1 pseudogene is annotated in these 13900 nt (G+C 74.8%); it reads left to right on the forward strand.

Annotated features, from left to right (window positions below):
* Positions 1-13895: pseudogene (locus tag ACXKR8_RS47460) on the forward strand (amino acid adenylation domain-containing protein); the annotation flags it as partial.
* Positions 13896-13900: the final 5 nt, after the last annotated feature.

The following is a 13900-nucleotide window of genomic DNA, read 5'->3' on the forward strand; positions in this document are numbered from 1 at the left end:
CCGGAGCCGGTACCGGCCGTGCGGGTCGTGCGCCATGTGCCGCCCCGCACGCCCACCGAGCGGATCCTCGCCGCCATCCTCGCGGACGTGCTGCAGGTGGAACGGGTGGGAGCGGACGACAACTTCTTCCAGCTCGGCGGCGACTCCATCCTGAGCATCCAGGTGGTGGCCCGGGCCCGGCAGGCTGACCTGCGGGTGACCTCGCGGGACGTCTACCAGCACCAGACGGTCGCCGCGCTGGCCCGCTGCGTGGACGACGCGGGCCGACCGCAGCTGGCCGTCCCCGCCGCAGCCGTTGCCGCCACCGGACCGAGCCCGCTGACGGCCATTCAGCGCTGGTGGTTCGACCGCGCGGCCGAACAGGCCGGCCACTTCGCGCAGACCCTGTCCGTCCTGCTGCCCGAGGACCTGGACCCGGCGGCACTGGAGGCGGCGCTGAACGACGTGGTCGACCACCACGACGCCCTGCGCTCCGGCTTCCTGGCCGAGGACGCGGGCGTGCGCTGGCACATCGGGGAGCAGGCGCCGCGGATCGTGCTGGCCCGGCACAGCGGCCCGGACACCGACACACCCCACTTCGGTCCCTTCGAGCTGTCCCAGGGCCCGCTGCTGCGCGCCGTGCTGCACGACCGCGGACCCGGCCGGCCGCGGGTGCTGCACCTGGCCGTGCACCACCTGGTGGTGGACGGGGTCTCCTGGCGGGTGCTGCTGGAGGACCTCGACCGGGCCTACCGCGCCCGGCGGGTCGGCGGCGACGGGGCGAGGGCCCTGCTGGCCAAGTCCTCGCCCCTGCGGCAATGGGCGCTGCGGCTCGACGCCCACGCCGCCGACGGCGGCTTCGACGACGAGCGGGAGTACTGGTCGCGGGCGGTCCCGGACTGCGCGGACCCGCTCCCGGCCGACCTGGCCGGCGCCGACACCTACGCCTCGGCCCGGTCGGTGACCGTGCGGCTGAGCCCGGCGGACACCTCCGTGCTGCTGCGCACCCTGCCCGACACCTACCGCACCCAGGTCAACGACGTGCTGCTGAGCGCCCTCGGCCGGGCGCTGAGCGGGGTGAGCGGCCAGGACGAGGTGCTGGTGGACGTCGAGGGGCACGGCCGCGAGGAGCTCTTTGCCGACCTCGACCTCAGCCGCACCGTCGGCTGGTTCACCACCCGGCATCCGGTGGCCCTCGCCGTGCCCGCGCAGGCGGGCTGGGACGCCGTGCTGAAGCAGGTCAAGGAGCAGCTGCGCGCCGTTCCCCGGCACGGCCTGGGCTACGACGTGCTGCGCCACCCGGCCGAGCCAGGGACCTTTTCGGGGCCGCACGTGCAGATCAGCTTCAACTATCTGGGGCGGATGGCCTTCCCGGACGGTCCGGACGGCCTGTTCCGCGGCGAGTTCCGGCCGCTGGAACTGGACGCCGACCCGGCGGGTCGGCGTCCGCACGCCCTGGAGCTGGTCGGCCGACTCGACGGCGACAGCCTGGAGTTCACCCTGTTCTACTCCGACCGGGTGCACCGGGCGTCCACGGTCGAGGCCCTGGCCGAACGGTTCGCCGAGGCGCTGGCCGACCTGGCCCGGCACGCGGCCCGGCCGGGCGCCGGCGGGCGGACGCCGTCCGATTTCCCGCTGGTCCGGCTGGACCAGGCCGCGGTGGACCGGATCGTGGGGGACCAGCCGGCTGCCGTGGAGGACGTGCTGCCGCTGACGCCCACCCAGGCCGGCATGCTGTTCCACGGCCTCTCCCAGGAGGACAGCGGCGTCTACTTCCAGCAGCTGACCTTCCTCCTGGAGGGCGTCCCGACCCGGACGCGCTGGCCGCGGCCTGGCAGCGGGTGACCGACCGCACCGCGGTGCTGCGCGGCCGGGTGGTCTGGCAGGATGTGCCCGAGCCGCTGTTGGTGATACAGCGTCATGCTCCTTTGCCGATAATCCAGTTGGATTGGCGTGAACTGACCGAGGGCGAGCGCGGCGACCGGCTGCGCGACCTCCTGGACCGTGACCGCGCGCGTGGCGTCGACCTGGCGGCGGCCCCGCTCAGCCGACTGCTGCTGGCTCGGCTCTCCGACACCGCGGTCCGGGTGGTGTGGTCCTTCCACCACCTGGTGCTGGACGGCTGGAGCCTGTTCCAAGTGCTGTCGGACGTCTTCGCCGCCCATGGCGCACTGGCCGGGACCGACCCGAACGCCGTGGACCTCCCCGACCGCCGCCCCTTCCGCGACTACGTGGCCTGGCTGGGCGAGCGCGACTGGGCCGAGGCCGAGGAGCACTGGCAGGGCCGTCTCAGCGGCCTGACCGAAACCACCCCCTTGCCCTGGGACCGCGAAACCCGCGAGTCCCACCGCGCGGAGTCCACCCGGGCCGTGCGGGTCACCGTGCCCGCGGCCACCACCCGGGCGCTGGAGGAGCTGGCGAAGAGCTCGGGGCTCACTCTGAACACCCTGGTCCAGGGCGCCTGGGCGCTGCTGCTGGGCCGTCAGGCGGGCTCTGACGAGGTGGTGTTCGGCACCACCGTGTCCGGACGGCCGGCCGAACTGCCCGGATCCGAGGCGATGACCGGCCTGTTCATCGCCACCCTGCCTACCCGGGTCGCGCTGCCGGCCGACGGCACCCTGCTCGACTGGCTGCGCCGGCTCCAGCAGGAGCAGAGCGAGGACCGCCGCTTCGACTACGTGCCGCTCACCAGGATGCGCACGTTCACCGGTCTGCCCGAGCGGGTCGCCCTGTTCGACAGCATCGTCGTCTTCGAGAACTACCCGGTCGACCACGACCTCGCCGCCGCGCACGGTCTGCGGCTGAGCGAGCTGGACGGCATCGAGACCACCAACTACCCGCTCAGCCTGGTCGCCTACCCGGGGCCGGAGCTGGCGCTACGGCTGTGCTACGACCCGGAACTGTTCGACGTCGGCACGGTGGAGCGGATGGCGGAGTACCTCACGGTCCTGCTGGCGGGCATGCCCGACGGCCGTCACACCCCGGCGGCGCGGCTTCCGCTGCTGACCGCCGAACGCCGCGAGCAGGTGCTCGGCGCCTGGAACGACACCGCCACCGAGCCTTCGGAGAGCAGCGTCGCGGAGCTCTTCGCGGCACAGGTGCGCCGTACGCCCGACGCCGTCGCCCTGGAGGCCGGCGATGAGCGGATCACCTACCGGGACCTCGACCACCGTGCCGCGGCCCTGGCCGGCCGGCTGACCGCGCTCGGGGTGCGGGTGGAACAACCGGTCGGGGTGCTGATGGACCGTTCGGTCGAGCTGATCGTCGCTCAACTGGCGCTGGTGCGTTCCGGTGGGGTGTATGTGCCGCTGGACGGCAGGGCACCGCGGGAGCGGCTGCGCCGGATGCTGGCCGAGGTCGGCGCGGACCTGCTGCTCACCGACGCGGAGTGGGCGGAGACGGCCGATGACCTGAGCCCCGCCGGTGGCGTCCTGCGGCTCGACCAGGATCAGCCGGAGCCGACCGGTCCTGCAGCGGCCCCGGCGGTTCACCCCGACAACCTGCAGTACCTGATGTTCACCTCGGGCTCGACCGGCGCCCCCAAGGCCGTCGCGGTGCGCCAGCGGGATGTCGCCGCGCTCGCCCTGGACCGGGCCTTCACCGGCCACGACCGGGTGCTGGTGCACTCCCCGCACGCCTTCGACGCCGCCACCTACGAGGTCTGGGTGCCGCTGCTGCGCGGCGGCACGGCGGTACTGGCCCCGCCGGTGGACCTGGACGCGGCCCTGGTCGCCCGCGCCATCACCGAGCAGGGGGTGCGCTGCCTGTGGCTGACCGTGGGCCTGTTCCGGCTGCTCGCCCAGGAGGACCCCGGCTGCCTGCGTGGCGCCCGGGAGGTGTGGACCGGCGGCGAAGCCGTCCCGGGCGCGGTCGTCCGCCGGGTCCTGGAGGCCTGCCCGGGGCTCACCGTGGTCGACGGCTACGGCCCGACCGAGACCACCACCTTCGCCACCCGCCGGGTCTTCCGCGCCGGCGACCCGCTGCCCCCCGTACTGCCCATCGGACGCCCGCTCGACAACACCCGCGTGTACGTCCTGGACGACGCGCTGCAGCCGCAACCGCCTGGCATCGCGGGGGAGTTGTACATAGCCGGGGCCGGCTTGGCCCGTGGCTACGCGGGACGGCCGGCCGAGACCGCGGCCCGCTACCTGGCCGACCCCTTCGGCCCGCCCGGGGCCCGGATGTACCGCACCGGCGACACCGTCCGCTGGAGCGACGACGGCGAGCTGCACTTCGTGGGCCGTGCGGACGACCAGGTCAAGATCCGCGGGTTCCGGATCGAACCCGCCGAGATCGAGGCCCGGCTCACCGCCCACCCGGACGTCGCCGAGGCGGTCGTGTCGCTGTACCAGGACGCCGGGCGCAAGCGCCTGGCCGCGCACCTGGTGCCGGCCGCCGGCTCCGTGCTGCCGTCCGCCACCGCGCTGCGCGCCCATCTGGCGGTCGAACTGCCCGACTACATGCTGCCGGCCGCGTTCGTCACGGTGCCGGGACTGCCGCTGACGGCCAACGGCAAGGTGGACCGGCGGCAGCTCCCGTCCCCGGACTGGTCCGCCGCCGGGGACAGCGCCTACCGCGCCCCGCGCACCGGGACCGAGCGCGTCCTCGCGGGGATCTGGGCGGAACTGCTCGGCGCGGACCGGGTCGGGGTCGACGACAACTTCTTCATGCTGGGCGGCGACTCGATCCTGAGCATCCAGGTGGTCTCCCGCGCCCGGGCCGCCGGGCTCGCGCTGACCCCGCGCGACCTGTTCCGGCGTCCCACGGTCGCCGCGCTGGCCGCCGCCGCGGGTACCGCAGGGTCGGTGGCGGGTACCGGGCCGGTCAGCGGCGAGGTGGGTCTGACACCCGTTCAGCACTGGTTCCTGGACCCTCACCCGGCCCAGGCAGGGTTCTTCAACCAGTCGGTCGTGGTGGAGGCGCCCGGCGCGGTCGACCCGCAGCTGCTGCGCCGGGCCCTGGTGGCGCTCTGGGAGCACCATGACGCCCTGCGCTCCCGGTTCACTACCGGGGACGACGGCAGCTGGCAGCAGCACTGCGCCCCCGCCGACGATCCCGCGCCCGAACTGCTGGAGGTCTGCGACCTGAGCGGTCTGGACCCGGCGGCAGCCGAACGGGCCGAGGCCCGGGCGACGGAAGCGGCGCAGGCCGGGTTCCGGTTGGACACCCTCCCGCTGCTCACTGCCCGGCTGTTCACCAGCGGCGGGGCTGGTCCCGACCGGCTGCTGCTGGCCGCGCACCACCTGGTGGTGGACGGCGTCTCCTGGCGGGTGCTGCTGGAGGACCTGGAGACCGCTTACCGGCAGGCCGCGGCCGGGCGACCGCTGCGGCTGCCGGCCCGTACCACCTCGGTCCAGGAGTGGACCCGCCGGTTGCGCGACCGTGCCGAGGCCATCGGCCTCACTGAACCGGAGCAGCGCGCGCACTGGGCGGCGGTCGCCCGGCACTGTGCGGAACCGCTGCCGGTGGACGGCGACGGTGGCAACACCAGCGCCGAGCTGCGCGCGGTGACGGTCCGGCTGGACCGGGAGCGCACCGGGGACCTGCTGCGCAAGGTCCCCGAGGTCTACCGCACCCGGATCGACGACGTGCTGCTCACCGCCCTCGGCCGGGTGCTGGCCGAGTGGGCCGGACGGCCGACCGTCGCGGTCGCGCTGGAGGGGCACGGCCGCGAGGACCAGCTGTTCGAGGACATCGACCTGTCCCGGACGGTCGGCTGGTTCACCAGCCTCTACCCGGTCGCCCTGGAGGTCCCGCCGGGGGACTGGGGCACCGCGCTGAAGTCGGTGAAGGAGCAGCTGCGCGCGGTGGGCCACCGGGGCCTCGGCTACGGCGTCCTGCGCTACCTGGCCCGGGACGAACAGCTGGCCGGAGCGGCGGGCCCCGGCGTCAGCCTCAACTACCTGGGCCGGTTCGACTGGTCCGCCGACGACGCCGCCCTGGTTCGCGCGGTCCCCGGCGGTCTCGGCGGCGCGGAGGCGCCCGGCACGGCGCGTCCGCACCTGCTGGACGTGGTGGCCCGGGTGGAGGACGACCGGCTGGAGATCAGCTGGTACTACAGCAGCGGGCGGCACAGCGAGCAGACCGTCAGCAGGCTCGCGGACGGCATGCTCCGCGCGCTGGAGGAGATCGTCGCCCACTGCGCCCGCCCGGACGCCGGCGGCCGCACGCCGTCCGACTTCCCGCTGGCCCGGCTGGACCAGGCGGCCGTGGACCGGGTGGTCGGGAACGGACGCGCCGTCGCCGACGTCCACCCGCTGACGCCGATGCAGGCGGGCATGCTCTTCCACAGCCTGCTGGACCCGGAGGCCCGCACCTATCTCAACCAGGTGCAGTTGGTGCTGTCCGGGGTCACCGACCCGCACGCTCTGGCCGAGGCCTGGCAGCGCACCGCGGACGCCAATCCGGTCCTGCGCACGCGGCTGACCTGGCAGGAGACCGCCGAACCGGTTCAGGTCGTGCAGCAGTCGGCCACCGTGCCGGTCACCCACCACGACTGGACCGGGCAAGCCACCGACCGCGAGGGGCCGGAGATGGCCCGGCTGCTCGCCGAGGACCGGGCGGCCGGTATCGACCTGAGCGCGGCACCGCTGATGCGACTGACCCTGATCCGGCTGTCACCGACCCGGGTGCGGATGGTGTGGACCTTCCACCACGTCCTGCTCGACGGATGGAGCGCGGCCCAGGTCTTCGACGAGGTCTGCGAGCGCTACGCCGCGCTGACCTCGGGACGCCGCCCGCAGCTGACCGAGCGCGCCCCCTTCGCCGACTACCTGCGCTGGCTGGCCGCTCAGGACACCGCCGGGGCCGAGCGCCACTGGCGGGGGGTGCTCGCCGGGTTCCGCGCTCCCACCGAGCTGCCCCGGGACCGGCGGCCCGCCGAGGCCCACCGCACCGCGTCCTCTGAGTCGGTGCGGGTGACCCTCGACACCGCCCGGTCGGCCCGGCTGCGGGAGACCGCCCAGCAGGCCGGACTGACCGTCAACACCCTGCTGCAGGGCGCCTGGGCGCTGCTGCTGTCCCGCTACGGCGGCGGGGAGGACGTGGTGTTCGGCACGATCGTCTCCGGTCGGCCCGCCGAACTCCCGGGGGTGACCTCGATGGTCGGCCTGTTCATCAACACCCTCCCGACCCGGGTGCGGATCGACGGGCGGAGCCAGGTGCTGGCCTGGCTGCGCGAGCTGCAGGCCGCCCAGTCGGAGGCTGGACGGCATGACTTCGTCTCGCTGGCGCAGCTGCAGACCTGGAGCGAGGTGCCCGGCGGCACCAGCCTGTTCGACAGCATCCTGGTCTTCGAGAACTACCCCTTCGACGCGGACGCGGTGGCCCGGCACGGCCTGGCCCTGGAACAGGAACGCGATCTGGAGCCGACCAACTACCCGCTCAGCGTGGTGGTGGCCCCCGGGGACGCCCTCACCGTCAATCTTGACTACGACCCGGCCGCCTTCGACGCCGCGACCGTGCAGGGCCTCGGCGCGAGCCTGCGCACGCTGCTGGCAGAGCTGGCCACCGGCCTCGACCGACCGCTGGCCGAGCTGTCGCTCACGGACACCGCTCGGGGACGCGAGGTCCTCGAACGCTTTGGCGGAACGGTGACCGGGGCGCCGGACCGCACCCTGTCCGAGGCCTTCGCCCGGCAGGTGGCGCGCACCCCCGACGCCCCGGCCGTCCTGGCCGGATCCGAGCAGCTCAGCTACCGGGAGCTCGACCAGCGCAGCAACCGGCTGGCCCGGCTGCTCATTGCGGCCGGGGCCGGTCCCGAGCGCTTCGTCGCGCTGGCGCTGCCCCGCACCGCGGATCTGGTGGTGGCGCTGCTGGCGGTCCTCAAGAGCGGCGCCGGCTATCTGCCGGTGGACCCCGGCTACCCGGCCGAGCGCATCGCCTTCCTCCTCGAGGACGTCCGGCCGGACGCCGTTGTCACCAGCACCGGGACGGCCGGGCGGCTGCCGGACGGCGGGTTCACCCGGATCATGCTGGACGGCCCCGGCTGCGCCGCCAGTTTGGCCGCCGCCTCCTCGGCCGGTCTCGGCGACGACGAGCGGCACGGCGCCCTGCTGCCGGAGCACCCCGCCTATGTCATCCACACCTCGGGGTCGACCGGCCGTCCCAAGGGCGTTGTGGTCACCCATGCCTCGGTGCTGGCCCTGACCGACTGGGCGGCTCGGGAGTTCACCGGCCGGGGACTGGCCCATGTGGTGGCCTCCACCTCGTTGAACTTCGACGTGTCGGTCTTTGAGATCTTCTCGCCGCTGCTGTCCGGCGGCTGCGTGGAGATCGTCCGCGACCTCCTTGCTCTGGCCGAGCGTCCAGGGCCGTGGCGGGCCGGGCTGCTCAGCGCGGTGCCCTCGGCCCTGGGCCGACTGCTGGCGGAGGACGCGGTGCGGGTCACCGCGGACACGGTGGTGCTGGCGGGGGAGGGCCTGCCGGCCCGGATCGTCCGCCAGGTGCGGGCGGCGGTCCCCGGCTGCCGGGTCCTGAACATCTACGGCCCCACCGAGGCCACCGTCTACGCCACCGCCGCCCTCTGCGACCCGGCCGATCCCGACCGGGACCCGCCCATCGGCCGTCCGGTCGGCGGCGCCCGGGCGTACGTCCTGGACGACCGGCTGCGCCCGGTGCCGGTGGGTGCGCCCGGGGAGCTGTTCCTGTCCGGGACCGGCGTGGCGCGCGGCTATCTGCGCCGCCCGGGCCTGACCGCGTCCCGGTTCCTGGCCGACCCGTTCGGACCGCCCGGTGCCCGGATGTACCGCACTGGCGACCTGGTGCGCTGGACGGCCGACGGCGACCTGGTCTACCTCGGCCGGACCGACGACCAGGTCAAGGTGCGCGGGTTCCGGATCGAGCTCGGCGAGGTCGAGGCCGCGCTGGCCCGTCACCCGAGGGTGGCGGGCGCCGCGGCCCGGGTGGTGGAACAGGACGGCCACCGGCGGCTGGTGGGCTACGCGGTGCCGCGCGGCGAGGGTTTGCCGGACGCGGTGGAATGGCGTGCCTTCCTGGCCCGCACGCTGCCGGACCACCTGGTCCCGTCCCTGGTGCTGCCGCTGGAGCGGCTGCCACTGGGCGTCACCGGCAAGCTGGACCGCCGGGCGCTGCCCGAGCCGGTGTGGGCCGCCCCTGCCGCGAGCGGGGGCCGCCCGCCCGGCACCGACGCGGAGCGGACGCTCGCCGCGATCTGGTCCGAGGTGCTCGGTGTGCCCGAGGTGGGCGCGGACGACAACTACTTCGCGCTCGGCGGCGACTCGATCCTGGGCATCCAGATCGTGTCCGCCGCCCGCCGGGCCGGCCTGGTGCTGACACCCCGTCATCTGTTCACCCATCAGTCCCTGGCCGAACTCGCCCGCGCCGCCGAGCAGGCGCCGGTCACCTCGGTCGTCGCCGAGCAGGGCACGGTGCTGGGCGAGGCCCCGCTCACCCCCGTGCAGCACTGGCTGTTCGACACCCTCGGCGGGGACCCGGCCCGTCTCACCCAGGCGGTCTCCTTCCAGCTCGCGGCTGACACCGACGAGACCCTGCTGCGGGCGGCCCTGGCCACGGTCCTGGAGCAGCACGACGCGCTGCGGCTGCGGTTCGAACCGGTCGGCGGCGGGGAGTGGCGGCAGTACGGCACCGCGCCGGGTGACGCGGCTGACCTGCGGGTATACGACCTCCCGACGGAGCAGCCGCGCGAGCTGGCCGAGGAGTTGGCCAGCGGTTTCGACCTGGGCGCCGGGCCGCTGCTGCGGGCCGCGCTGTGTCGTTTCGGGGGTGACCGGCACCCGGTGCTGCTGCTGGCCGCGCACCACCTGGTGGTGGACGCGGTGTCCTGGCGGCTGCTGCTGGAGGACCTGGACACCGCCTACCGGGCCCTGCGCGCGGGAGAGCCGCCCGATCTGGGGCCCAAGAGCACCTCGTTCCGGGCCTGGGCGGAGCGGCTCGCCGCGCACACCGCGGCCGGCGGCTTCGACGACGAGCTCGACCACTGGCACGGCCTCGACAGCGGCGCCCTGCCCACGGACGGCAGCGGCGCCAACACCGGCGCCGTCGAGGAGACGCTGACCGTGGGGCTGGATGCCGAGGACACCCGTAGGCTGCTGCAGGACGTGCCGGCGGTCTACCGGACCAGGATCAATGACGTGCTGCTGTGCGCCCTGGGTCGGGTGCTGGCCCGCTGGGCCGGACGGGACCGGGTGGCGGTGGCCCTGGAGGGACACGGCCGCGAGCAGCTGTTCGAGGACGTCGACCTGAACCGCACCGTCGGCTGGTTCACCACCATATACCCGGTCGTGCTGGACGTCCCCCGGGACGCAGCCGACCTGGGCACCGCGCTGAAGGCGGTCAAGGAGGGCCTGCGGGCCGTGCCGCGCGGCGGCCTGGGCTACGGCGCCCTGCGGTATCTGCGGCCCGCAGCCGACCAGGGGCTGCCGGAGCTGCCGCAGGTCGGCTTCAACTACCTGGGCCGGCAGGACTGGACCGGCTCACCAGGCGGCTTGCTGCACGCACCGTACGGGACCCTGACCGGCGGCATGGACCCCGCGGCGCCCCGGCCGCACCTGCTCGACGTCCTCGGCCGGGTCAGCGACGGGCGGCTGGGGTTCACCTGGTCCTACTCCCGCGAGCTGCACCGGCGCGAGACCGTCGCCCGGCTGGCGGCCGAGACGCTGGAGGAGCTGCGGGCGATCGTCCGGCACTGCGCCGAGCCCGGCGCGGGCGGCCGCACCCCGTCCGACTTCCCGCTCGCCCGGCTGGACCAGGCGGCCGTCGACCGGCTGGTCGGCAGCGGACGGGAGGTGGCGGACCTCTATCCGCTCACGCCCACCCAGACCGGCATGGTCGTGCACGCCATGGACGAGGCAGCGCACGGCCTGTACCTGGAGCAGATCAGCTTCGTCCTGGACGGGGCCCGCGACCCGGGCCTGCTGGCCGCCGCCTGGCAGCACGTGGTCGACCGCACCCCGGTCCTGCGGACCTGCGTCGCCCTGCAGGACGGGCCGGTGCCGCTGCAGGTGGTGCGGCGGAGGGCGACCCTTCCGGTCACCGAGCACGACTGGAGCGCGCTGACGGCGGACCAGCGCGCCGTGGAACTGGAGCGGCTGCTCAGCGAGCAGCGGGCCCAGGGCCTGCCCCTGGACCGGTCCCCGCTGCTGCGGCTCGCCCTGGTCCGGCTGGGATCGGACGCGGTGCGCGTGGTGTGGACCTTCCACCACGTGCTGCTGGACGGCTGGAGCGTCTTCCACGTCCTGTCGGACGTCCTGGCCGCCCATGCCGCGCTGGCCCGCGGCGAGCAGCCGGGGTTGCCCGAGCGCCGGCCCTTCGCGGACTACGCCGGCTGGCTGGCCGCCCGCGACACCGGCCGAGCGGAGGAGCATTGGCGGAGCGTCCTGGCGGACCTGACTACGCCCACCGCTCTGCCCTACGACCGACGGCCCGCCCAGGACGCCACGGCGCGCTCCGGGACCTGGCTGTCGCAGCGGCTCAGCGAGGCCGAGACGGGCCGGCTGCAGGAGTTCGCCCGGCGGCACCGGCTCACCCTCAACACGGTGGTGCAGGGCGCCTGGGCGCTGCTGCTGTCGCGCTGGAGCGGTGAGCCGCGGGTGTGCTTCGGCACCACCGTGTCCGGGCGGCCCGCCGACCTGGCGGGCGCCGACACCGTCATCGGCCTGTTCATCACCACGCTGCCGGCCCGGGTCACCGTCGACGGCGGTGCGCGCTGCGACAGCTGGCTGCGCGCGGTGCAGGTGGCGGCGTCCGAGGACCGCCGCTTCGACCACCTGCCGCTGGCCGGAATCCAGGCCTTGAGTCGACTCCCGCACGGGGCGGCCATGTTCGACAGCCTGGTGGTCTTCGAGAACTACCCGGTCGGCGACGCCACGGCCGGTGCGCACGGCCTGCGGATCCGGGAGCTGGACGCCAGGGAGGCCACCAACTACCCGCTCACCGTGGTCGTCTCACCCGGCGACCGGCTCAGTGTGGAACTGGGCTACGACCCGCGGTACTTCGACCGGAGCACGGCCGGCTCGCTGGCCGGGCAACTGCTGCACACCCTGTCCGCGCTGGTGGACTCGGACGGCGCCGTCCGGATGGACCAGGTCGACGTGCTGCCGCCCGAGGCCAGGGCCCGGCTGCTGCGCGGACCGGTGCGCCCGTCGCTCGGCCCGGTGACCCCGACCACGCTGCCCGCCCTGGTCGAGGCCGGCGTGGACCGGTGGCCGGACGCGCCGGCGCTGAGCGCCCCAGGCCTGGAGCTGTCCTTCGCCGAGGCCGAGGCGCAGGCCAACCGGCTGGCGCACCGGCTGATCGCCCGCGGCGCGGGTCCGGGCGGGATCGTCGCCCTGCTGCTGCCGCGCTCGGCCGAGATGGTGCTGGCCGAGCTGGCGGTGGCCAAGACCGGCGCCGCTTTCCTGCCGGTCGACCCCGACTACCCGGACACCCGGATCGAGCTGATGCTGCGGGACGCGGCCCCCGCGCTCACCCTGGACGCCAAGGAGGTCGCCGTCCTGCTGGCCGCGCCCCGGGACGGGGTCCCCGGCCACCGGCCCACCGACGCCGACCGCCGTCGACCGCTCGACCTGGACGACCCGGCCTATGTCATCTACACCTCCGGCTCCACTGGCACCCCGAAGGGGGTCGTCGTCACCCACCGCGGTCTGGCCGCGTTCTCCGCGGCCGAGGCCGCGCACTACCAGGTCGCGGCGGGGGACCGGGTGCTGGCCTTCGCCACCCCCAGCTTCGACGCCTCGGTGCTCGAACTGTGCATGTCCCTGCCCCACGGCGCCCGGCTGGTGGTGCCCGCCCCCGGTCCGCTGCTCGGCGCTCGGCTGGCCGAGGTGCTGCGGGACTTGCGCATCAGCCACACCCTGCTGCCGCCGGCCGCCCTCGGCACGATGCCGTCCGGCACCCCCGGCACCCTGCCCGACCTGAAGACCCTGGTGGTCGGCGCCGACGCGTGCGGCGCCGACCTGGTGGCCCGCTGGGCCCCGTACCACCGCATGGTCAACTCCTACGGCCCCACCGAGGCCACCGTGGTCGCCACCTGGTCCGCGCCGCTGACCCCGGACGGGGCGGCGCCGCCGATCGGCCGTCCGCTGCCCGGCACCGGTGCCCATGTGCTCGACGGGCTGCTGCGGCCTGTTGCTGACGGCGTGGCGGGCGAGTTGTGGCTGAGCGGACCGGCCCTGGCCCGCGGCTACCTGGGCCGTCCCGGCCTGACCGCCGCCCGCTTCACCGCCGACCCGTTCGGGCCGCCCGGCACCCGGATGTACCGCACCGGCGACCTGGTGCGCCGTGACTCCGCCGGGGAACTGCGCTACCTGGGCCGCACCGACCACCAGCTCAAGCTGCGCGGCCACCGGATCGAGGCGGGCGAGGTGGAGGCGGCCCTGGTGCGCCATCCGGGCGTGCTGGACGCCGTGGTGAGCGTGCGGGAGGACGAGCCCGGGCTGCAGCGCCTGGTCGCCCACCTGCTTGCCGCTCCCGGCACCGAACCACCGGCCGGGGCCGAACTGCGGGCGCTGGTCGCGAATGTCCTGCCGGGCTGGATGGTCCCCTCGGCGTTCGTGGTGCTCGACCGCTTCCCGCTCACCGAGAACGGCAAGACCGACCGGGCGGCCCTGCCCGCCCCCGCACCGGAACCGGAGGCCGAGGCGCCGGCAGACCAAGTGGCGCCCCGTACGCCGACCGAGGAGGCGGTGGCGGCCATCTGGGCGGAGACCCTGGGCACGGCCGTGGGCGCGGAGGACGACTACCTGCTGCTGGGCGGCGACTCCATGCGCGCCCTGCTCATCGCCTCCCGCGCCAACGACGCCTTCGGCGTCACGCTCACCCCCCGCGACGTCCTGGTCTGCCGCACCGTGGCCGCCCTGGCGGAGCTGGTGGAGGAGCAGGTGCTGAGCGAGTTCGAGGACGCCGCGGACGGCGGTTCCGACCATGACGAACGGTGAGGACC

The organism is Streptacidiphilus sp. PAMC 29251, assembly GCF_054208735.2.